General features: G+C 72.6%; 15 protein-coding genes. 4 read left to right on the top strand and 11 right to left on the bottom strand.

All coding sequences use genetic code 11. From position 1 onward, the window contains the following. Nucleotides 1–35: 35 nt before the first annotated feature. The 4 genes from ACZ6IM_RS27360 to ACZ6IM_RS27345 all read right to left on the bottom strand — a co-directional run bounded on the left by ACZ6IM_RS27360 (nucleotide 36) and on the right by ACZ6IM_RS27345 (nucleotide 6,127). A complete protein-coding gene (locus tag ACZ6IM_RS27360; RefSeq protein ID WP_052841930.1) occupies nucleotides 36–2,255 on the bottom strand; it encodes an NADP-dependent isocitrate dehydrogenase in 2,220 nt (739 codons plus the stop codon). Nucleotides 2,256–2,357: 102 nt separating this feature from the next. Continuing rightward, entirely contained in the window at nucleotides 2,358–3,437 is a 1,080-nt protein-coding gene (locus ACZ6IM_RS27355) for a mechanosensitive ion channel family protein (protein ID WP_469559878.1), read from the bottom strand. Between the two features lie 137 nt (nucleotides 3,438–3,574). Next, entirely contained in the window at nucleotides 3,575–5,086 is a 1,512-nt protein-coding gene (locus tag ACZ6IM_RS27350) for an amino acid permease (protein WP_052841928.1), read from the bottom strand. Between the two features lie 30 nt (nucleotides 5,087–5,116). Continuing rightward, nucleotides 5,117–6,127: a hypothetical protein gene (locus ACZ6IM_RS27345; protein WP_052841927.1), complete on the bottom strand. Its 1,011-nt coding sequence runs from the start codon at nucleotides 6,125–6,127 to the stop codon at nucleotides 5,117–5,119. A gap of 273 nt (nucleotides 6,128–6,400) precedes the next feature. On the opposite strand from ACZ6IM_RS27345, the gene ACZ6IM_RS27340 reads away from it, so the two are divergent. From ACZ6IM_RS27340 to ACZ6IM_RS27330, 3 genes are all read left to right on the top strand, one after another. Further along, entirely contained in the window at nucleotides 6,401–7,840 is a 1,440-nt protein-coding gene (locus ACZ6IM_RS27340) for an FGGY family carbohydrate kinase (protein WP_469560036.1), read from the top strand. A 445-nt stretch (nucleotides 7,841–8,285) separates the two neighbouring features. Continuing rightward, nucleotides 8,286–9,689, top strand: a complete 1,404-nt coding sequence (locus ACZ6IM_RS27335) for an NAD(P)/FAD-dependent oxidoreductase (RefSeq protein ID WP_052841926.1) — start codon at nucleotides 8,286–8,288, stop codon at nucleotides 9,687–9,689. Then, nucleotides 9,686–11,023, top strand: coding sequence for an NAD(P)/FAD-dependent oxidoreductase (locus ACZ6IM_RS27330; protein WP_469559873.1), 1,338 nt, complete (start codon nucleotides 9,686–9,688; stop codon nucleotides 11,021–11,023). The genes ACZ6IM_RS27335 and ACZ6IM_RS27330 overlap by 4 nt, the downstream gene beginning before the upstream one ends. A gap of 25 nt (nucleotides 11,024–11,048) precedes the next feature. Here ACZ6IM_RS27330 and ACZ6IM_RS27325 read toward each other — a convergent pair whose 3' ends face one another. Then, entirely contained in the window at nucleotides 11,049–11,948 is a 900-nt protein-coding gene (locus tag ACZ6IM_RS27325; protein ID WP_469560033.1) for a lysylphosphatidylglycerol synthase transmembrane domain-containing protein, read from the bottom strand. Between the two features lie 195 nt (nucleotides 11,949–12,143). Here ACZ6IM_RS27325 and ACZ6IM_RS27320 point away from each other — a divergent pair, with 195 nt between their 5' ends. After that, entirely contained in the window at nucleotides 12,144–14,018 is a 1,875-nt protein-coding gene (locus ACZ6IM_RS27320; RefSeq protein WP_052841924.1) for an ABC transporter ATP-binding protein, read from the top strand. Between the two features lie 17 nt (nucleotides 14,019–14,035). On the opposite strand, the gene ACZ6IM_RS27315 is transcribed toward ACZ6IM_RS27320, so the two are convergent. From ACZ6IM_RS27315 to ACZ6IM_RS27290, 6 genes are all read right to left on the bottom strand, one after another. Beyond that, nucleotides 14,036–15,817, bottom strand: coding sequence for an ATP-binding SpoIIE family protein phosphatase (locus ACZ6IM_RS27315; protein ID WP_052841923.1), 1,782 nt, complete (start codon nucleotides 15,815–15,817; stop codon nucleotides 14,036–14,038). A 115-nt stretch (nucleotides 15,818–15,932) separates the two neighbouring features. After that, complete coding sequence (locus ACZ6IM_RS27310) at nucleotides 15,933–17,537, bottom strand: glycoside hydrolase family 13 protein (RefSeq protein ID WP_052841922.1); 1,605 nt, start codon at nucleotides 17,535–17,537, stop codon at nucleotides 15,933–15,935. Nucleotides 17,538–17,699: 162 nt separating this feature from the next. Continuing rightward, entirely contained in the window at nucleotides 17,700–18,575 is an 876-nt protein-coding gene (locus ACZ6IM_RS27305) for a carbohydrate ABC transporter permease (protein WP_469559869.1), read from the bottom strand. 18 nt (nucleotides 18,576–18,593) lie between these two features. After that, nucleotides 18,594–19,553 (bottom strand): carbohydrate ABC transporter permease, encoded by a 960-nt coding sequence (locus ACZ6IM_RS27300; protein ID WP_052841920.1) that lies wholly within the window; start codon nucleotides 19,551–19,553, stop codon nucleotides 18,594–18,596. A 67-nt stretch (nucleotides 19,554–19,620) separates the two neighbouring features. After that, a complete protein-coding gene (locus tag ACZ6IM_RS27295) occupies nucleotides 19,621–21,036 on the bottom strand; it encodes an extracellular solute-binding protein (RefSeq protein ID WP_469559865.1) in 1,416 nt (471 codons plus the stop codon). 151 nt (nucleotides 21,037–21,187) lie between these two features. Beyond that, on the bottom strand, nucleotides 21,188–22,201 hold the full coding sequence (locus tag ACZ6IM_RS27290; RefSeq protein ID WP_469559862.1) for a LacI family DNA-binding transcriptional regulator: 1,014 nt from the start codon (nucleotides 22,199–22,201) through the stop codon (nucleotides 21,188–21,190). Between the last annotated feature and the right edge of the window lie 10 nt (nucleotides 22,202–22,211).

The following is a 22,211-nucleotide window of genomic DNA, read 5'->3' as shown; positions in this document are numbered from 1 at the left end:
GGGGTGCCGGGGGTCCCTGCGGGCCCCGGGGAGGATCAGGCGAGGGACGCCAGCGCCTCGTTCCAGGTGGCCGACGGGCGCATGACCTCGGCGGCCTTGGCCGGGTCGGGCTGGTAGTAGCCGCCGATGTCGGCCGGCTTGCCCTGGACGGCGTTCAGCTCCTCGACGATCTTCTGCTCGCTCGCGGTGAGCGTCTCGGCGAGCGGGGCGAAGGCCTTGGCCAGGTCCGCGTCGTCGGTCTGCTTCGCCAGCTCCTGCGCCCAGTACAGGGACAGGTAGAAGTGGCTGCCGCGGTTGTCGATGCCGCCGACGCGACGGGTCGGGGACTTGTCCTCGTTGAGGAAGGTCGCCGTGGCGCGGTCGAGGGTGTCGGCGAGGACCTTGGCACGGGTGTTCCCGGTGGCCTCGGCGTACTGCTCCAGGGACGGCACCAGGGCGAAGAACTCACCGAGGGAGTCCCAGCGCAGGTAGTCCTCCTTGACCAGCTGCTGCACGTGCTTCGGGGCCGAGCCGCCGGCACCGGTCTCGAAGAGGCCGCCGCCCGCCATCAGCGGGACGACCGACAGCATCTTGGCGCTGGTGCCGAGCTCCAGGATGGGGAAGAGGTCGGTCAGGTAGTCGCGCAGCACGTTGCCGGTCACCGAGATGGTGTTCTCGCCGCGGCGGATGCGCTCCACCGACAGCTTGGTCGCCTCAACCGGGTTCAGGATCCGGATGTCCAGGCCCTCGGTGTCGTGCTCCGCCAGGTAGGCCTTCACCTTGGCGATCAGGTTGGCGTCGTGGGCGCGGCCCTCGTCCAGCCAGAAGACGGCCGGGTCGCCGGTGGCGCGGGCCCGGGTGACGGCCAACTTCACCCAGTCGCGGATCGGGGCGTCCTTGGTCTGGCAGGCGCGGAAGATGTCACCGGCGGAGACCGTCTGCTCCAGCACCGCGTTGCCGGCGGCGTCGACCAGGCGGACCGTGCCGGTGGTGGGGATCTCGAAGGTCTTGTCGTGGCTGCCGTACTCCTCGGCCTTCTGCGCCATGAGGCCGACGTTCGGGACCGAACCCATGGTGGAGGGGTCGAAGGCGCCGTTGGCGCGGCAGTCCTCGATGACGGCCTGGTACACACCGGCGTAGGAGGAGTCCGGGATCACGGCGAGGGCGTCGTGCTCCTGGCCGTCCGCACCCCACATGTGGCCGGAGGTGCGGATCATGGCCGGCATGGAGGCGTCGATGATGACGTCCGAGGGCACGTGCAGGTTGGTGATGCCCTTGTCGGAGTCGACCATGGCCAGCTCCGGGCCCTCGGCCAGCTCGGCGTCGAAGGACGCCTTGATCTCGGCCCCCTCGGGCAGGGACTCCAGGCCCTTGTAGATGCCGCCCAGGCCGTCGTTCGGGGTGAGACCTGCCTTGGCGAGCGTCTCGCCGTACCGGGCGAAGGTCTTCGGGAAGAAGGCGCGGACCACGTGGCCGAAGATGATCGGGTCGGAGACCTTCATCATCGTGGCCTTCAGGTGCACCGAGTAGAGGATGCCCTCGGACTTGGCGCGGGCGACCTGCGCGGTGAGGAACTCGCGCAGGGCGGCGACGCGCAGCACGGAGGCGTCGACGACCTCGTCCTTCTTCACCGGCACCGACTCGCGCAGCACCGTGGTGGTGCCGTCGTCGCCGACCAGCTCGATCCGCAGGGTGCCGTCCTCGGCGATCACCGTGGACTTCTCGGTGGAACGGAAGTCGTTCTCGCCCATGGTCGCCACGTTGGTCTTGGACTCGCCGGACCAGGCGCCCATGCGGTGCGGGTGGGTCTTGGCGTAGTTCTTCACCGAGGCCGGGGCGCGGCGGTCGGAGTTGCCCTCGCGCAGGACCGGGTTGACCGCGGAGCCCTTGACCTTGTCGTAGCGGGCGCGGACGTCGCGCTCCTCGTCGGTCTTCGGGTCGTCCGGGTAGTCCGGCAGCGCGTAGCCCTGGCCCTGCAGCTCGGCGACGGCGGCCTTGAGCTGCGGGATGGACGCCGAGATGTTCGGCAGCTTGATGATGTTGGCGGCGGGCGTCTTGGCCAGCTCGCCCAGCTCCGCGAGGGCGTCCGGGATGCGCTGGTCCTCGGTGAGGTACTCCGGGAACAGGGCGATGATGCGGCCGGCCAGCGAGATGTCGCGGGTCTCGACCGCGACACCCGCCTGCGAGGCGTACGCCCGGACCACCGGCAGGAACGAATACGTCGCCAGGGCCGGGGCCTCGTCAGTGTGTGTATAGATGATGGTCGAGTCAGTCACCGGGTGCTCCGCTCCACGTCTGCAACATTGCTCGACATCAAGATATCTCGTGACCGACCCCGGCTCGACAGGGGTGGCACGGAGATTCCGGCCACGCCGCGCTCAGGGGAGCGGGACGGTCTCCTCGCCCGTCCGCTGCTGCGGGAGGACCACGGCCCCCTGCTGGAGCGCGACCGTCCGCGCGGGCGACGGGATCCGGATGCCCTCCGCGCGGTAGCGCCGGTGCAGCCGCTTGATGAACTCGTGCTTGATCCGGTACTGGTCGCTGAACTCGCCCACGCCCAGGATCACCGTGAAGCCGATCCGCGAGTCGCCGAAGGTGTGGAAGCGTATCGCCGGCTCGTGGTCCGGCACCGCGCCGCTGACCTCGGTCATCACCTCGGCGATCACCTCGGACGTCACCCGCTCCACGTGGTCCAGGTCACTGTCGTAGGAGACGCCGACCTGGACCAGCACGGTCAGCTGCTGCTCGGGCCGCATGAAGTTGGTCATGTTCGACTTGGCGAGCTGCCCGTTCGGGATCACCACCAGGTTGTTGGACAGCTCGCGCACGGTGGTCTGGCGCCAGTTGATGTCCTCGACATAGCCCTCCTCGCCGCTGCTGAGCTGGATGTAGTCGCCCGGCTGCACGGTCTTGGAGGCGAGGATGTGAATGCCCGCGAAGAGGTTGGCCAGCGTGTCCTGGAGGGCCAGCGCCACCGCGAGGCCGCCCACGCCCAGGGCGGTGAGCATCGGCGCGATCGAGACGCCCAGCGTCTGCAGCATCACCAGGAAGCCGATGGCCAGCACCAGGATGCGGGTGATGTTGACGAAGATCGTGGCCGAACCGGCGACCCCGGAGCGCGACGTCGTCACCGTCCGCACCAGACCGGCGATCACCCGTGCCGCCGTCAGCGTCGCCACGAAGATCAGCAGCACCGTCAGCACCTGGTTGACGCCGTGCTGCACCTCCCGCGTCAGCGGCAGCGCCGCCGCCGCACCCGCCACCCCGGCCGCGACCGCCGCCCACGGCACCACCGTGCGCAGTGCGGCCACGATCACGTCGTCGCCGCCCCAGCGGGTGCGCCCGGCATGGCCCGCCAGCCAGCGCAGCAGCATCCGCAGCAGGAACGCCCCCAGCAGACCCGCCCCCAGCGCGATGCCGGCGGGCAGCAGGTGGTCCATGGTCAGGTCCTCGGTCACCGGCCGTCTCCAAACCTACGGGATGTCGGGGATGCGCGATCCGGCCGGACCGCAAGGCAGTTCGACCGGCGCGAGGGTTCATCCTGCCGCATCCCGAGCGGTGGTCCGTACCGTGCCGCAGGGCGGAACGGGGCGTTTCAGACGATGCCTTCGGCGAGTTCCGCCTGCTCGCGGTCGTCGCCGTAGGCGGCGGCCGTCGGGGTGCCGTACGAACGGCGGGCGACGAACCACCACACCGTGGCCAATACGAGTACGACGACCAGGGCGACGGCGGCGTAGTTCATCGTGTCGACCGTCACCGGGGACGACTGGGGGAGGCAGAACAGCACGGTGACCAACGCCACCCACACCACCGCGACCCACCCCACCGGCCTGCTCCACCGGCCCAGGTTCCAGGGCCCCGGGGTGAACCGGTCGCCGGCCCGCAGCCGCAGCAGCACCGGGATGGCGTACGCCGGGGTGATGCCGATGACGTTGATGGCGGTCACCGCGCCGTACGCCGTCGCCGAGTACAGGGACGGCAGCGCCAGCAGACAGGCCACGGCCACCGACAGCCACACCGCGGCGACCGGGGTCTGGGTGCGGGCGGAGACCTTGCGCCACAGCGACGAACCGGGCAGGGCGCCGTCCCGGCTGAACGCGAACACCATCCGGCTGGCGGCGGCCACCTCGGCGTTGCCGCAGAACAACTGCGCCACGATCACCACCAGCAGCAGCGCGCTCGCGCCGTCCGTGCCCAGCCCGTCGAGGAGGATCTGGGCGGGCGGCACCCCGGTCGCGGTGTCGCGCGTCGCGTCGTAGTCCTGGATGGCGAAGGTCAGTCCGGCCAGCAGCACGAAGCCCGCCAGCCACGACACCCAGATGGCCCGCACGATGCCCCGCGCCGCCGACACCGAGGCGTTCGAGGTCTCCTCGGACAGATGGGCGGAGGCGTCGTATCCGGAGAAGGTGTACTGGGCCAGCAGCAGGCCGATCGCGGCCACGTACAGCGGGTTCTCCCAGCCGGTGTCGTTGACGAACTCGGTGAAGACGAAGGACGGCGACTGGTGGTGGTCGGGGACGATCACCAGCGCGCCGACGATCAGCGCGACACCGGCCAGGTGCCACCACACGCTGACGGAGTTGAGCACGCTGACCAGCCGCACGCCGAAGAGGTTCAGCACGGCGTGCAGCAGCAGGATCACCACGAAGATCAGCATCGTCTTCTCCGGCGTCGGCTCGAAGCCCCACTGGAGGTTCAGGAACGCGCCCGTGAACAGCGCCGCCCCGTAGTCGATCCCGGCGATCGCGCCGAGCAGCCCCAGCAGGTTCAGCCAGCCGGTGTACCAGCCCCAGCGGCGTCCCCCGAGCCGGTCGGCCATGTAGTACAGCGCGCCGGACGTCGGATACGCGCTGGTGACCTCGGCCAGCGCCAGCCCGACACACAGCACGAACAGGCCGACGCCCGCCCAGCCCCACAGCATCACGGCGGGGCCGCCGGTGCCCATTCCGAAGCCGTACAGGGTCATGCAGCCGGACAGGATCGAGATCACCGAGAAACTGATCGCGAAGTTGCCGAAGCCGCCCATGCGGCGGGCCAGCACCGGCCGGTAGCCGAGTTCGCGCAGGCGCTGTTCCTCGCTGACGGACGGTTCAGAGGGGCGGGGCATGGCAAACCTCCGGGACGGATGAGTGGGGGGTCAGGGGCGTCGCCGGCCGTGGCCACGGGCTCGGGCGGCCGAACGGCTGCGCGTGCGGGCCTGGAGGAACACCTCCACCGCCCGCCCGGCCGAACCGTCACCCGGGGTCCGGCAGGCCCAGGGCAGCGGCGTCCAGTAGGGGCCGAGCGCGTCGAACACCTGGTTCGCCTCCCGGAACCGGAGGGCGCCCCACAGTGCGTGGGCCAGGTGGTTCAGGTCCGGCAGGGACCGCTCGTCCCGCACGGAGAGCGCGAACCAGGAGTCGAACGCCTGCCGCGCCTCACGGGTGGCGTCCTCCGCCACCCAGTGCAGGTCCAGCGCCGCCTCCCGCGCGCCCGAGCGGCGGTAGCGCTCCACCCGCACGTACAGCGGCAGCACGTGCAGGGCCGAGCCGGGCGGCGCCGAACCCGCCGCCCAGTGCGCGAACCCGGCCGCCCGGGCGAGGCGTTCGGAGCCGCCGCGCGGATACAGGAACTGCAGCATGCGGTGGTGGGCCTCCCGGTTGTACGGGTCGCGCTTGCCGGCCTCGGCGAGCAGCCCCCAGGGCCCCGGCGGCAGCATCGGCTCCGGCGGCGCCATCCGGTGCTCCTCCCAGCGCTGCCCCTCGTCCAGCCGGGCCAGCGCCAGCAGACACACCCACGGCACCGGGTCGTGCGGCGCGGCCCGCGACGCCGCCTCGCAGGCGTGCCAGGCCTGCGGCCACAGCTCGCGGGTGCGGGGATGGTCCTCGCGGTGCGCCCGCAGCGCGCGCTCCACCGCCACCCGGGCGTGCATCACCGCGGCCGCCGCACTCTGCGGCTCCTCCGCGAGCCAGGCCCGCACCACGTCCGTACCGGCCGCCGAGGCGGCCAGCACCTGGGTGCGCCGCGTCCACTGCGACCAGGAGCCGGTCTGCTCCAGCAGGATGCGCATCGACATCCAGCGCCCGGCCCGGACTTCCTGCAGGGCCGAGCGCAGCGCGGTGTCGTGGCCGGCGGGGTCGTAGGCGGGCTGTGCTCCGTCTCTGGCCATCACACGCCCGCTGCGAGGAGCGGAACGGACCGTACGGCAGCATGGCGTGACAAACAGCCCTCCCCGGGGGCGGTGGTGCGGTGGTCGAGCGGTCGGCGCACACTATAGAGGCGGAGGTTCCGCATCTGTTCGCTTTCGCGGCACCGGCGCAAAACCCTGGCCATCAGGGCCGACTGACGGCCCGTCAGCCGCTCTTGACGCGGTGTGTCCGCGGGGGCAGGCTGGCGCGCGGTGATCGCCGAGGCCGTCGGCGGAGGAAGCGGGGAGGTGCACGTGCCGGGCTCGGTACTCGCCGTCGACCAGGGCACGTCCGGCACCAAGGCGCTGGTGATCTGCCCCGAGCGGGGCGTGATCGGCACCGGTTTCGCCGAGGTCCGGCCCCGGTACCTGCCCGGCGGTCTGGTGGAGGTCGACCCGGAGGAGCTGTACGGCTCGGTGGTCGACGCCGGGCGCCGGGCGCTCGCCGACGCGGACGAGCCGGTCACCGCGCTGGGACTGGCCAACCAGGGCGAGACGGTGCTCGCCTGGGACCCGGAAACCGGCCGCCCGCTCACCGACGCGCTGGTCTGGCAGGACCGCCGGGCCGCACCCCTGTGCGCCGAACTGGCCGACCACGCCGACGAGTTGCGTCACCTGACCGGCCTGCCCCTCGACCCGTACTTCGCGGCGCCGAAAATGGCCTGGATACGACGGCACCTCACCCGCGCGGGCCATGTCACCACCTCCGACACCTGGCTCGTGCACCGCCTCACCGGCGCCCACGTCACGGACGCCGCGACCGCCTCGCGCACCGGGCTCCTCGACCTCGACCGCGTCGAGTGGTCGCCACGCGCCGTGGAGCTGTACGGGCTGCGGGGCGAACGGCTTCCGGACATCGTGGACAACGCCGCCCCCATCGGTACGACCAGGGCCTTCGGCCCCGAACTCCCGCTCACCGGCCTCGCCGTCGACCAGCAGGCCGCACTGCTCGCCCAGCGCGTCACCGAGCCCGGCACCGCCAAGTGCACCTACGGCACCGGGGCGTTCCTCCTCGCCCACACCGGCGGCACACCGCGGCGGGGCGCCTCGGGGCTGTCCGCCTGCGTCGCCTGGCGGCTCGGCGGACGCACCGACCACTGCCTGGACGGCCAGGTGTACACGGCCGCCTCCGCCGTACGCTGGCTCACCGACCTCGGCGTCATCACCGGCGCGGCCGACCTCGACCCCGTGGGCGCCGCGGTGCCGGACGCCGGCGGCGTCACCTTCGTCCCGGCACTGGCCGGGCTCGCCGCTCCCTGGTGGCGCGGCGACCTGCGCGGCTCGCTCACCGGTCTCGGCCTGGACACCACCCCCGGGCACCTGGTGCGCGCCCTGTGCGAGGGCCTCGCCGCCCAGGTCGCGGAACTCGCCGACGCCGCGGCGGCCGACCTCGGCGGCCCGCTGACCGCACTGCGCGTCGACGGCGGCCTCACCCGCTCGACGCTCCTCATGCAGACGCAGGCCGATCTGCTGCAACGCCCGGTGGAGGTGTCCGCCCTGCCGGATGCCACCGCGCTCGGCGTCGGCGCCCTGGCCCGGCTCGGCGCGGACCCGTCCCGCACCCTCACCGAGGCGCTCCCCGACCTCGGGCCCACCACCGTGTACGAGCCCCGCGTCACCGCCGACGAGGCCACCGAGCGCCGCACCCACTTCCGCAGGGCGGTCGCCGCGCTGCTCGCCGGGAGCCCGGCATGACCGGCGGCCGGAGCCACGGCCACCGCCGCCCCGGCACGACCCGGACCACGCCCCCGTTCCCGGGTGCGGACACGCCGGCCGCCGCGTCCTCCCGCGAAAACGCTGAGCGGCCGCCCCGGCTCGCCCCGCGGCGACCCGCCGTGCCGTATCAGGCGCCGGTGCCGCCCCTGCCGACGACGCCCGGCGCCGCACGCTCCTCCGGGTGGGCTCAGCCGTGGTCCCGGTCCGTCGCAAAGCGGCATGCCGTGCCGTCCGAGACTCCTGTGCCGCGTGGCCCCGGAAACCGGCCGGGACGACGGGCCCGCGGGGCGACCCGAGGCGCCGGGACTTTCGTCGGGCGGGGTGCCACCGGGTGGCCGCGTGCCGGCCGGCCGGCGGGTCGGCCGCTCCCCGGCGCGGGGGCGCTGCGTGTCCCGGGCCGTGCGCCGCTCGAAGGGAGCCCGGCATGACCGTCACCGTGTCGGGGACGCTGCCCGGCGAGCCGTACGACGTGGCGGTCGTCGGGGCCGGGGTCGTCGGGTGCGCGATCGCCCGGCGGCTGGCGCAGCACCCGGGGGTGCGCGTCGCCCTGGTCGAGGCGCAGGACGACGTCGGGCAGGGCACCTCCAAGGCGAACACCGCCATCCTGCACACCGGGTTCGACGCCGTGCCCGGCTCGCTGGAGGCCCGGCTGGTGCGGGAGGGCGCCCGCGAACTCGCCGCGTACGCCGCGGAGTCGGGCATCCCCGTCGAGCGCGTCGGCGCCCTGCTCGTCGCCTGGGACGCGGAGCAGCTCGCGGCGCTGCCCCGCCTCGCCGAGAAGGCCCGCCGCAACGACTACCACGACACCCGCGTCCTCGCCCCCGCCGACCTCTACGCCCGCGAACCCCACCTCGGCCCCGGCGCGCTCGGCGCCCTGCACGTACCCGGCGAGAGCATCATCTGCCCGTGGACGACCACCCTCGCCTACGCCACCCAGGCGGTCCGCGCCGGAGTCGACCTGCACCTCGACTCGCCCGTCGTACACGCCGGTCACGCGGAGGGCGTCCACCGGCTCGGCACCCCGCGCGGCCCGCTGCACGCCCGACGGCTCGTCAACGCCGCCGGGCTGCACGCCGACACCCTCGACCGGAGCCTCGGCCACGACGACTTCACGGTCACCCCGCGCCGGGGCCAGCTCGTCGTCCACGACAAGTTCGCCCGCGCCCTGGTCCGCCACATCCTGCTGCCCGTCCCCACCGCCCTCGGCAAGGGCGTCCTGGTCGCCCCCACCGTCTACGGCAACGTCCTGCTCGGCCCCACCGCCGAGGACCTGGACGACAAGCGCGACACCGGCTCCACCGCCGAGGGACTGCGCCGCCTGCGCGAACAGGGCCGCCGCATCCTGCCCGCACTGCTGGAGGAGGAGGTCACCGCCGTCTACGCGGGCCTGCGCGCCGCGACCGAGCACGACGACTACCGCATCGCCGCCCACCCCCACCAGGGCTACGTCACCGTCGGCGGCATCCGCTCCACCGGCCTCACCGCCTCGCTCGCCATCGCCGAGCACGTCACGGGCCTCCTCGCGGACACCGGCCTCGACCTCGGCCCCCGGCGCCCGCTCGAACCGGTCCGCATGCCGAACCTCGGCGAGGCATATCCCCGCCCCCACCAGCGGCCCGACCTGGTCGCCGCCGACCCGGAGTACGGCACCCTGGTCTGCCACTGCGAACGCGTCTCCCGCGGTGAGATCCGTGACGCCCTCGCCGGACCGGTCCCGCCCCGCTCGCTGGAGGGACTGAGCCGCCGCACCCGGGCCCGGGCGGGCCGCTGCCAGGGCTTCTACTGCGGGGCGGTGGTCAGGGCGTTGTTCGAGGAGGCGCAGGGATGACAAGTCGACACGTCGACGTCCTGGTGGTGGGCGCCGGTCCCGCCGGACTCGCCGCCGCGTCCCTGCTCGCGACCCTCGGAGCCCGCGTCGAGGTCCTGGAGCGCGAGCAGTCACCCGGGGGAGTGCCGAGGCACTGCGCGCACCGGGGCTTCGGCAACCGGCCGCACACACTGACCGGCCCGGCCTACGCAGGTCTCCTCACCGACGCGGCCGTCCGCGCCGGTGCCGACCTGCGCACCGGCGTCACCGCCCTCGACTGGACGGGCCCGCGCGCCCTCGCCACCGTCGGACCACAGGGCACCGAAACACTCGCCGCCGACGCGGTCGTCCTGGCCACCGGCGCCCGCGAACGCCCCCGCGCCGCCCGCCTCGTCCCCGGCACCCGGCCCGCCGGCGTCTACACCACCGGCGAACTCCAGCAGGCGGTCCACCTGTACGGGCAGCACATCGGCGCCCGCGCGGTGATCGTCGGCGCCGAGGACGTCTCCCACGCCGCCGCCGGCACCGTACGGGCGGCCGGAGCCGAGGTCGTCGCGCTGGTCACGGAGCTGCCCCGGGCCCCCGCCGCACCCGCGCGGACCCTGCACGCGCGCCTGCGGCACCGCACCCCCGTCCTCACCGGCACCACGGTCACCGAACTCCTCGGCCGTGGACGCCTGTCGGGTGTGCGGGTACGCCACCGCGACGGCCGCACGACCACACTGGCCTGCGACACCGTCGTGTTCACCGGCGACTTCGTCCCCGACCACGAACTCGCCCGGCGCGGCGGGCTGACCCTGGACCCGGCGACCCGCGGTCCCGCCGTGGACGGCGCCCTGCGCACCTCGCGGCCCGGCGTCTTCGCGGTCGGCAGCGTGCTGCACGCCGTCGAGAGCGCGGCCACGGCGGCCCGCGAGGGCGCGCACGCCGCGACCGCCGTACACGACTGGCTCACCGACCGCACCGGTGCGCGACCGACGGGCCCGACGGACCCGACGGGCCAGACGGGCCAGACGGACCCGACGGGCCAGACGGACCCGACGGACCGCACGAGCCCCACGGACCCGTGCTGGCCCGTCGGCGTCCCCCTCGTCGCCGACCCGCCCCTGCTCCGCATCACCCCCAGCCGCGTCACCCCGTCCGACCGCCTCCCCTACCTCCTGCGCACGAGGGCCCCCCTGCCCCGCCCCGTCCTATACGTCACCCAGGACGGCCGCCTCCTGCACCGCGAGCGGGGCCGGCTCACCACGGCCGTACCGCACCGCCCGCTCACGCTCACGGCACACTGGACGCACCGGGTCGACCCCGACGGCGGCGCGGTCCACGTCACCGTCTCCCGGCCGCACCCGGGATGACCCGCTCGGTGACCCGGACGTCCCCTCAGATCACCCGCGCCCGCACCAGCGCCGCCAGCGTCAGCGCCCCCGGCAGCAGCGGCAGCCACACCGTCAGCAGCCGGAACGCCAGCACCACCGCCGTGGCCACGGCCGGCGGGCCGCCCGCCGCCACCAGCGCCACGACCAGCGCCGCCTCGACCGAGCCGATGCCGCCCGGCGTGGGCACCAGCGCCACCGCCACCGTCGCCGCGAGGTACGCCACCGCCAGGTGCCCGGCGGGCAGCGTCAGCCCCAGCGACCGGCCCACCAGGACCAGCACCGAGGCCTGCAACGCGGGGAACGCCAGCGCACCGCCCCACAGCGCCAGCGCGCGAGCCGGCCGGGTGTGCACCGAGCGGGCCTCGCCCAGCGCGGTCCGCAGGAAGGAGACCAGCGCCCCGCGCAGCCGCGGCAACAGCACCAGCACCCCCGCCGCCACGACCGGGACCGCGCCCGCCACGACCAGCAGCGGCACCACGGCCCCCTCGGGCAGCAGCGTGCCGAGCCGCAGCGCGCCGGGGAACGCGATCAGCAGGGCGCCCAGCAGGGCGAGACGGCCGACGCTCTCCGCCAGCAGGTACAGCGCGAGCGCGGCCGAGGAACGGGCGAGCGGCAGCCCGCACACCGTCATGAACCGCAGATTCACCGCGCTCGCGCCCAGACCCGTCGGCAGCAGGTGATTGGCCGCGCCGGCCGCGAACTGGGTGGCCAACAACCGCCGCCGGGGCAGCCGCTCCACCACGGCGCCCTGCCGAGTGCAGGAGGCGGCGACCCAGGTCAGGCAGGTCGCGCCGACCGCGGCCAGCAGCCAGGGCCAGCGGGCCGTGGCGAGATGGCCGAAACCCTCCGCGAGCACGGACCGGTGCCGGACGGCGACCACGCCCACCAGGAGCAGCGGAAGCACGCACAGGACCCGGCGGACCGGGACGCGGCGCAGGAGTGGCTTCTCGGGGACTCGAACCGCTGTCGTCACAGCACAAGACATTCCCCCAGACGCGCCAACTACGGGTGGCCGACGCGCGGACACGGGCTTACGGACCACCGGCCGTGCCGCCTTGACCTCAAGGTTGGTCGAGGTTCTACGGTCATCGGCATGAGTATGGAGACCACGGCGTGGACGCAGCTGTACAGCGCCATGCACGCCCAAGACGAGCGCCGCCCCTTCGCCCGCGCCACACTGCGCCGCATCGGCGCGTTCGCCCGCCCGCACCGCCGCCGCATCGTCCGGTTCCTGCTGCTCGGGGTGGCGACCGCACTGCTCGCCGTCGCCACCCCCGTCCTCGCCGGAAAGGTCGTCGACGCGATCGTGTCGGACGGCGACGAGGGCACGGTCGTGCGCCTCGCCCTGCTCATCGCGCTCATCGCCGTCGCCGAGGCGGTGCTCGGCATCCTCTCCCGCAGGCTCTCGGCGACGCTCGGGGAGGGACTCATCCTCGATCTGCGGACGGCCGTGTTCGATCATGTGCAGCGCATGCCGGTCGCGTTCTTCACACGCACCCGTACGGGAGCGCTCGTCTCCCGTCTCAACAACGACGTCATCGGCGCCCAACGCGCCTTCAGCAACACCCTGTCCGGCGTGGTCAGCAACGTGGTCACCCTGCTGCTCACCCTCGCCGTCATGCTGACCCTGTCCTGGCAGATCACCCTGCTCGCCCTGGTGCTGCTCCCGGTGTTCGTGCTCCCGGCGCGGCGGATGGGCCGCCGCATGGCCCGGATGCAGCGCGAGGCCGCCGCCCTGAACGCCGCCATGGGCACCCGTATGACCGAGCGCTTCTCCGCGCCCGGCGCCACCCTGATCAAGCTGTTCGGCCGCCCCGAGGAGGAGTCCGCCGAGTTCGCCGACCGGGCCCGCCGGGTCGCCGACATCGGCGTGCGCACCGCCACCGCCCAGGCCGCCTTCATCACCGCGCTCACCCTCGTCTCCGCGCTCGCCCTGGCCCTCGTCTACGGCCTCGGCGGCTTCTTCGCCCTGCGCGGCACCCTGGACCCGGGCGCCGTCGTGGCGCTGGCCCTGCTGCTGACCCGCCTGTACGCGCCGCTCACCGCGCTCGCCGGAGCCCGCGTGGAGGTCATGAGCGCCCTCGTCAGCTTCGAGCGGGTCTTCGAGGTGCTGGACCTGGCCCCGCTCATCGACGAGAAGCCCGACGCCCGCCCGGTCCCCGAAGGCCCGGTCGCCGTCGAGTTCGACGACGTCCGCTTCGGCTACCCGTCCGCCGACAAGGTCTCCCTCGCCTCCCTCGAAGAGGTCGCCACCCTGGACACCCGCGGCGGCGAAGAGGTCCTGCACGGCCTCTCCTTCCGAGCGGAACCGGGCCAGACCATCGCGCTGGTCGGCTCGTCCGGCGCCGGCAAGTCCACCATCGCCCAACTGCTGCCGCGCCTGTACGACACCGACGGCGGCACCGTCCGCGTCGGCGGCGTCGACGTCCGCGACCTGAGCGCGCGGTCGCTGCGCGACACCGTCGGCATGGTCACCCAGGACGGCCACCTCTTCCACGACACCGTCCGGGCCAACCTGCTGCTCGCCCGGCCGGGCGCCACCGAGGACGAGCTGTGGGCGGCGCTGCGCCGCGCCCGGCTGGCCGACCTCGTACGGTCCCTGCCGGACGGGCTCGACACCGTGGTCGGTGAGCGCGGCTACCGGCTCTCCGGCGGCGAACGCCAGCGCATGACCATCGCACGGCTGCTGCTGGCCCGCCAGCGCGTCGTCATCCTCGACGAGGCCACCGCCCACCTCGACAACACCTCCGAGGCGGCCGTCCAGGAAGCCCTCACCGAAGCCCTCCAGGGCAGGACAGCCGTGGTGATCGCGCACCGGCTGTCCACGGTCCGGACGGCCGACCGGATCCTGGTGGTCGAGGCCGGGCGCATCGTGGAGAGCGGCACCCACGAGGAACTCCTCGCGGCCGACGGCCGCTACGCCCAGCTGCACCGCACCCAGTTCGAGCGTCCGGCCCTGGACAAGGCCGCGTAGGGCAGGCGGCGCGGACGCTACCGCGGGCCGGACGTCCCGGCTCGCAGGGGCAGGTCCTGCTCGGCCCAGACGACCTTCCCGCCGGGCGTGCGGCACGAGCCCCAGCGCCGGCACATCATGTTGATCAGCTGGAGACCGCGCCCGCTCTCGTCGCTCACGTCCGCGTGCTGGATCTGCGGCAGGTCGGGACCGGAGTCGGAGACCTCCACGGACAGCCGCTCGTGCCGCAGCAACCGCAGCTCGCCGGGCGCGTTGCCGTACCGCAGGGCGTTGCCGACCAGCTCGCTGACCACCAGCTCCGTGGTGTCGACCAGCTCCTCGAGCCCCCACCGCTCCAACTGCTCCCGCACCGCCGCACGGGCCTGCCCGGCGGCCTTGCCGTCCGGCGGCAGCGCCCGCACGTACACGTCGCACTCCGGACCGAGCGGCCGGGCGAGGGCCGCCAGCACGATCGCGTCGTCCGACCGGTCGTCGCCGACCCGCTCCGCGACCGTCCGGCACGCGGCGGCGTCCTCGGGCAGGTCGTCGCCGAGCGCCTCGCGCAGCCGCTCCAGCTGGGTGCCCAGGTCGGCCGTGCGGGACCTGATCAGCCCGTCCGTGTACAGCGTCAGCCGGCTCCGCTCGCGCACCGGCCGCTCGACCGGGTCGTACGGGATCACCCCCGTGCCCAGCGGGGCCCCCGTGGGCACCTCCAGGAACGAGACGGTGCCGTCGGGCCCGGTCAGCAGCGGTGGCGGGTGCCCGGCGCTGGCGATGCGGAAGGTGTTGCCGCAGGGGTCGTAGACCGCGCACAGACAGGTGGCGACCTGGTCCTCCTCCAGATCACGGGCGGCCAGGTCGAGCCGGGCCAGCAACCGCTCGGGCGCGATGTCCAACGCCATCAGGGTCCGGGCCACCGTGCGCAGCCGCCCCATGGTCGCGGCGGCGGCCAGGCCGCGCCCCATCACGTCGCCCACCATCAGCGCGGTGCGGCCGCTGGGCAGCGCGACCACGTCGAACCAGTCGCCGCCCACGGCGGCCGGATCGGCGGCCGGGTCGTAGCACGAGGACACGTCCAGGCCCGGCGTGCTCGGACTGGACCGGGGGAGCAGTGCCCGCTGCAGGGTGATGACGTGGTCGCGCTCGCGCCCGTAGAGCCGGGCGTTGTCGATGTACACGGCGGCCTTGGACGCCAGCTCCATGGCCAGGGCGACGTCGGTACGGCTGAACGGCGCCCGGTGGCCGGCCCGCACGAAGTCGGCCAGCCCCAGCAGCACCCCGCGGGCGATCAGCGGCACCGCCAGGTAGGAGTGGACGCCCGCCCGGCGCATGATGTCCGACGACTCGCGCGAGGGTGCGATCACGGCGAAGTCCGCGCGTGTCATCCGGGACACCAGCACCGGCCGGCGGGTGGTGAGACACCGCTGCCCCAGCCGGTCGGCGGTGTGCACCGACAGCTCGCCCACGGGATCGGGCGCGAGGTTCAGGCCCTCGACCTCCGACACCGCCATGGCCCTCAGCCGCGGCGCCTCCCCGCCCGTGCCCCGGTCGCCCTCCTGGAACCGCAGCACCGAGTCCAGCAGGTCCACCGCGGCGCCGTCGGCCAGCTCCGGCACGGTGAAGTCGGCCAGCTCCTCCGCGGTCCGCCGCACGTCGAGCGTGGTGCCGATGCTCAGGTCCGCCGCGTTCAACCAGGCCAGCCGACGTCGCGCGCCGAGCGCCTCCGTCATCGACCGCAGCGCGCCCCGTGCCGCCCGCTGCCCGCTGACGAGGGGATTCGGGGGGCGGCGCAGCCCGCCCAGCCACGCTCGTTCCCGCACGCGTCGCCTCCTCCCACGGCCTCCTGTCCTGATTCTGCCCTGCTCCGGGACGACAGGCGACGGCGGACCCCCCCGCCGGCGTCCGCGCCGGCAGGGGACGCCGCCCGGGAACGGCTCAGTCGCGCAGCCACACCGCCGTGTCGCCCGGCAGCCGCCCGGCCTCGTCCAGGGGTCCGCTGGTGAGCAGGACGGCACCGTGCGCGGGCAGCTCGACCGGCGACGCGGACAGGTTGACGACGCACACCGGGCCGCCCGCGCGCCGGAACGCGAGGACGCCGTCCGGCGCGGGCAGCCACTCCAGGGCGCCGTCGCCGAATCCCGCGGTGGACCGCCGCAGGCCCAGCGCCTCGCGGTAGAGCGAGAGCATCGACCGCGGGTCCGCACCCTGGCGGTCCGCCGCGTACGCGGCCCAGCCCTCCGGCTGCGGCAGCCAGGGCTCGGTCTCCGAGCCGAACCCGCAGTACGGCGCGTCGGCAGCCCACGGAAGGGGCACGCGGCAGCCGTCCCGTCCCGGATCGACGCCTCCGGAGCGGAAGTGCATCGGGTCCTGGATCCGCTCGCGCGGGATGTCGGCCTCGGGCAGGCCGAGTTCCTCCCCTTGGTACAGGTAGACGGACCCGGGCAGGGCCAGCGTCAGCAGTGCGGCGGCCCGGGCGCGCCGGGTGCCCAGGGCCAGGTCGGTCGGGGTGCCGAAGGCCTTCTTCGCGAAGTCGAAACCGGTGTCCTCGCGGCCGTAACGGGTCACGGTGCGGGTCACGTCGTGGTTGCAGAGCACCCAGGTGGCCGGGGCGCCCACCGGGGCGTGCTCGGCCAGAGTGTCGTCGATGGTGCGGCGCAGCCGGTCCGCCTCCCAGGGGCAGGACAGGAAGTTGAAGTTGAAGGCGGTGTGCAGTTCGTCGGGCCGCAGGTAACGGGCGAAGCGCTCGGCGTCGGGCAGCCACACCTCACCGACGAAGACGCCCCCGTACTCGTCGGCGACCTTGCGCCAGGAGCGGTAGATGTCGTGCAGCTCGTCCTGGTCGATGTACGGGTGCGGGTCGACGCCCTCCTCGAAGTCCGCGAGCGCGGGGTCCTTCGCGAGCAGGGCGGCGGAGTCGATGCGTACGCCCGCCACCCCCCGCTCGAACCAGAACCGCAGTACGTCCTCGTGCTCGCGGCGCACCTCGGGGTGGGCCCAGTTGAGGTCGGGCTGCTCCGGGGTGAACAGGTGCAGGTACCACTCGCCGTCCGGGACCCGGGTCCAGGTGCGGCCGGAGAACTGGGAGGGCCAGTCGTTCGGCGGCAGCTCGCCGTGCGCACCGCGGCCGGGGCGGAAGTGGAACCGCTCCCGCTCCGCGCTGCCCGGGCCGGCCTCCAACGCGGCCCGGAACCAGGCGTGCTGGTCGGAGACGTGGTTGGGGACGATGTCGACGATGGTGCGGATGCCCAGCTCCCGCGCCTCGGCGATCAGCTTCTCGGCCTCGCCCAGGGTGCCGAAGGCGGGGTCGATGGTGCGGTAGTCGGCGACGTCGTAGCCGCCGTCGACGAGCGGTGAGACGTACCAGGGGGTGAACCAGACGGCGTCCACCCCGAGTTCGGCGAGGTAGGGCAGTCTCGCCCTCACGCCCGCGAGGTCACCGGTGCCGTCGCCGTCGCCGTCGGCGAAACTGCGGGGGTACACCTGGTAGATGACGGCGTCGCGCCACCAGTTGTCGGTGCGGTGCGAGTTGGGGGCTGCCACGTGACGGTCCTTTCGGGCAGGGTGGATCTTCGCCGCCGGCCCGGACAGAACGGGGCGTCGGACGGGCCGACGGCGAAGGTTGACGGGACGTGCCAGGAGGCCCGGGAGGCCCGGGACACGGGGGGAGGAAGGCGGGCGGCGAGCGCCTCGGCCCTGGAGACCTCAGCCCTTGAGCCCTCCGGCGGTGAGTCCGCTCATGATGTTGCGCTGGAAGATCAGGAAGATGATGAGCGTCGGCAGGGAGGCCATGGTGAGCGCGGCGATCAGCACGTTCACGGGCACCCCGTTGGACAGGGAGTAGATCCCGACGTTCAGGGTCTGCTTGGCCGGGTCGGGCAGGGTCAGCATGGGCCAGAGGAAGTCCTTCCAGACCCCCACGATCGCGAAGATGGAGACCACGCCGAGGATCGGCCGCGAGATCGGCAGCACGATCGACCACAGGGTGCGCATCGGCGAGGCACCGTCCATGGAGGCGGCGTCGAGCAGCTCCCGGGGGATCGAGTCGAAGAACCGCTTCAGCAGGAAGATGTTGAAGGCGTTCGTCACCGAGGGCAGCCAGATCGCCCACGGCGTGTTCAGCAGGTTGCGCTCGAAGATCGGCACGTCGAGCACCGTCAGGTACTGCGGCACGACCAGTACGGTCGCCGGGATCATCAGCGTCGCCAGCATCAGGCCGAGGATCGCCTTGCCGAAGACCGGCCGGAGCTTGGACAGCGAGTAGGCCGCCGCCACGTCGAACACCAGCTGGAAGGCGAGCGCGCCGAACGCGTAGAACAGGGTGTTCCCCAGCAGGCTCGCCAGGTCCATGACGTTCCAGGCATCGGAGTAGTTCTCCGGCCGGAAGGACTCGGGGACCAGCGTCGGCGGGGTCCGCACGACCTCCTGGGTGTCCTTGAAGCCGCTGGAGACCATCCAGTACATCGGGCCGAGGAAGACCACGGTGAAGAGGGCGACGACCAGGCCGAAGACCACCCAGTACAGCAACTTCCCGCGAGGCCGGGCGAGCTGGGCCGGTGAGATGAGTGTGCGTGTGGACATCTGTGGTTTCCCCCGGCTCTACTCGTCCTCGGCGCGGCTGAGCTTCACGTACGCCGCCGAGAAACCGGCCAGCAGTACGAGGAGCAGCAGGCCGAGGGCCGCCGCGGCACCGTAGTTGTTGAAGTTGAAGGCGTACTGGTAGATGAGGTAGACGACCGTGGTCGTCGAACCCTCGGGGCCGGCGCCGCCGGTGAGCAGGAAGGGCTCCACGAAGACCTGCATGGTGGCGATGACCTGCATCAGGAGCATCAGCGAGAGGATGAGCCGGGTCTGCGGGATCGTGACGTGCCAGATCTTGCGCAGCAGCCCGGCCCCGTCCAGCTCCGCCGCCTCGTACAGCTCACCGGGGATGCCCTGGAGCGCGGCCAGGTAGATCAGCGCCGCGCCGCCCATGTTCATCCAGGTCGACGCGATGACCACGGAGAGCATGGACAGGTCGGGATCCTGCAGCCACTGCTGCTCGGGCAGTCCGAAGAACCCGAACACCTCGTTGAGCATGCCGTAGCCGGGGTCGTACAGGTACTTGAACAGCAGCACTGAGGCGACCGGGGGAAGCATCACCGGCAGGTAGACGAGCAGCCGGAGGTACCCCTTTCCGTGTCTCAGTTCGTTGATGACGATCGCGACGACGAACGGCACGGCGAAGCCGAGCACCAGAGCCAGCACGGTGAACAGCAGGGTGTTGCGCCAGGCCTGCCAGAAGGCCGGGTCGTTGAAGACCGTCTCCAGGTTCTCCATGCCGACCCAGGAGACCTCGCCCTGGTCCGTCTTCTGGAAGGCGAGGAAGAACTCCCGGACCATCGGGTACCAGGAGAAGAACGCGAAGCAGAGAACCGCTCCGATCAGGAAGCCGTGCGCGGTGAGGTTGCGCTTCAGGCTCCTGCCGAACGACCCGCCGCGCTGGGGCGGGCCGTCCACCGGCGGCTGGGCGTGGCGGACTCTGGCCGCCTTGCTCGGGGTCAGGCTGGGGGCCGACATCGTCGCTCCTTGGGACTGATCTCATGGGCCCCGGGGGGCGGTGCGGCCCGCCCCCCGAGGGAGCCGGTCACTGCGTGGCCAGAACCTGGTTGACCTGCTGCTCCGCGCTGGAGAGCAGCTTGTCGATGTGGGCGTCCTTGTTGGTGAGGAGGCCGGACATCACGTTGTCCAGGACCTTGTAGACCTCCTGGGCCTTCGGCGGCTCGGCCAGGCCCGGGACCGGGTTGTCCATGAACGACTTGAAGTTCTCGACCGGCATGGTGGCGTGCTCGACCCGGGCCGCGTCGTCCTTCTTCTTCGACTCGTTCAGCCAGAAGTTGGGCTGCGGCAGGCCCACCGGCAGCTTGTCGGTCTTCTTGCGGGCCCAGTCGAACTGCCCCTTGCCGACGGTCAGGTTCTCGAAGTTCAGCCAGGCGACGGCCGCCTTGACCTTGTCGGCGGAGATCCCCTTCTTGATCATGTAGCTGTTGCCGCCGGCGAGGGTGTTCTTCTCGCCCGGTATCGGGCCCATGCCGAAGTTCTCGTAGTCGGCCCCGAGTTGCTGGACCATGTACGTGATGTCGTCCGGCGCGGCGAGGAACATGCCCAGCTTGTCCGTGGCGATCTGCTTCTGCAGGTCACCCCACTTGAGCAGTTGGGTCTTGCCCATGCTCTCGTCCTCCCAGCGCATGGCGTGGAGGTTCTCGGCGACCTCCTTGCCCACCTCGTTGTTGAACGCCGCCTTCTTGCCGCTCTCGTCCACGACCGCGGCGCCGCGGCTGTACATCTGGGCGGTGAAGTGCCAGCCGCCGGTGTTGCCCGCGCTGTACTCGCCGAAGCCGGCGATGCCCTCGCCCAGGCCGGCGATCTTCTTGGCGGCGGTACGGACCTCGTCCCAGGTGCGCGGCGGGGTGTCGGGGTCCAGTCCGGCCTGCTCGAAGAGCTTGCGATTGATCAGCAGGCCCATCGTGTAGTTGCTGGTGGGCAGGCCGTAGAGCTTGTTCTCGTGCTTGAGCGAGCCGAGCACGTTCGGGTCGATGTCCTTGAGCGCCGGGACGGTCTTGTCGTTGACGTAGGCCGTGATGTCCTCGGCGCCGTCGTTGTCCAGCACCTGGGGCAGGTCGGTGAAGTAGGTGTAGAAGACGTCGGGCTGGGACTTGGCCTTGAGCATCGCCGTGAAGCGCGGCGGCTCCAGGCACTGGCCCGGGGTGGAGCGGCCCTCGATGGTGACGTTGGGGTAGGTCTTGTTGAACTCCTTGACGTCCTCCTGCCACTCCTTCAGCTCGGCCGCCTTCGCCTTCGGCGGCATGCAGTCGATGGTGAGCGTCACCTTGGTCTTCGGGTCCAGTGGAGCGGCCGGGTCGGAGGACCCGCTGCCGCCTTCGGAACCGCCGCCGTCGTCGCTGCTGCTCGTGCCGCAGGCGGCAAGAGCGGTCAGGGTGAGAGCGGAGACGAGCGTGATGGCGCCGGCACGGCGAGTACGGCGGAACCGAGCACTTCTCATGGGTGGTCCCCTTCGGGCATGAACGTGGAAGGCGCCCCACCGCCGATGCGTTGTGGGGCGCCGCACACTCAACCACCGTGAACAAGTGAACGCAATATCTCGCGCTGATTTCGTAAATGTTTGACAGAACGTCGAAGGCGCTGGGATTCCGCTACCGGACGGAAACCTGTGCGGTGGAGCCGCGGACGACGAGTTCCGGTTCGAAGAGCAGTTCCCTGTGGGGGACTTCGGTGCCTTGGATCTGTGCGCACAGGAGGTCGACGGCGGCGCGGCCCATGGCCTCGATGGGTTGGCGGACGGTGGTGAGGGGTGGTTCGGTGCAGGTCATGAAGGCGGAGTCGTCGTAGCCGACGACGGAGACGTCGTGGGGTACGTGGTGTCCGTGGCGGCGGGCGGCGCGGATGGCGCCGAGGGCGAGGGGGTCGCTGGCGCAGATGATGCCGGTGACGCCGCGTTCCAGGAGGCGGGTGGCGGCCGCCTGGCCGCCTTCCAGGGAGAACATGGCCCGCTCGACGAACTCCTCGGCCAGTTCCGTGCCGGCGGACCGGGCCGCCTCATGGGCCGCGGCCAGCTTCCGGCGCGAGGGGACGTGGTCGGAGGGGCCCAGCACCAGGCCGATGCGCTCGTGACCGAGGGACGCCAGGTGCCGCCAGGACTGTCCCACGGCAACGGCGTCGTCGCAGGCGACGCAGGGGAAGCCGAGGTCGGGGATGGAGGCGTTGACGAGCACCACGGGGATGTTGCGCTCGGCGAGCAGCCGGTAGTGGTCGTGCGGTGCGTCCGCCTGCGCGAACAGCCCGCCGCCGGCGAAGACGACCCCGGAGACCTGCTGCTGGAGCAGCAGCTCGACGTAGTCGGCCTCCGAGACGCCGCCCTTGGTCTGGGTGCACAGCACCGGCGTCAGCCCCTGCTGGGCGAGGGCGCCGCCGATGACCTCCGCGAACGCGGGGAAGATGGGGTTCTGCAGCTCGGGCAGGACCAGGCCGACCAGACGGGCGCGCTCGCCCCGCAGCTGGGTGGGCCGCTCGTAGCCCAGGACGTCCAGGGCGCTGAGCACGGACTGCCGGGTCGTCTCCGAGACCCCCGGCTTGCCGTTGAGTACCCGGCTGACCGTGGCCTCGCTGACCCCAACCTTCTTCGCCACCTGAGCAAGTCGTCGTGTCACGAACGCAAGA

It is taken from the genome of Streptomyces sp. NPDC042336 (assembly GCF_055581985.1).
Note: the sequence above shows the minus strand (reverse complement) of the source record. Positions and strands in the feature narration are given on the sequence as shown.

Coding starts and splice junctions, on each gene's coding strand:
- ACZ6IM_RS27350 (WP_052841928.1), bottom strand. CDS start 5,086: ATGCCCCGCCCCTCTGAACCGTCCGTCAGCGAGGAACAGCGCCTGCGC.
- ACZ6IM_RS27345 (WP_052841927.1), bottom strand. CDS start 6,127: ATGGCCAGAGACGGAGCACAGCCCGCCTACGACCCCGCCGGCCACGAC.
- ACZ6IM_RS27335 (WP_052841926.1), top strand. CDS start 8,286: ATGACCGTCACCGTGTCGGGGACGCTGCCCGGCGAGCCGTACGACGTG.
- ACZ6IM_RS27330 (WP_469559873.1), top strand. CDS start 9,686: ATGACAAGTCGACACGTCGACGTCCTGGTGGTGGGCGCCGGTCCCGCC.
- ACZ6IM_RS27320 (WP_052841924.1), top strand. CDS start 12,144: ATGGAGACCACGGCGTGGACGCAGCTGTACAGCGCCATGCACGCCCAA.
- ACZ6IM_RS27305 (WP_469559869.1), bottom strand. CDS start 18,575: ATGTCCACACGCACACTCATCTCACCGGCCCAGCTCGCCCGGCCTCGC.
- ACZ6IM_RS27300 (WP_052841920.1), bottom strand. CDS start 19,553: ATGTCGGCCCCCAGCCTGACCCCGAGCAAGGCGGCCAGAGTCCGCCAC.
- ACZ6IM_RS27295 (WP_469559865.1), bottom strand. CDS start 21,036: ATGAGAAGTGCTCGGTTCCGCCGTACTCGCCGTGCCGGCGCCATCACG.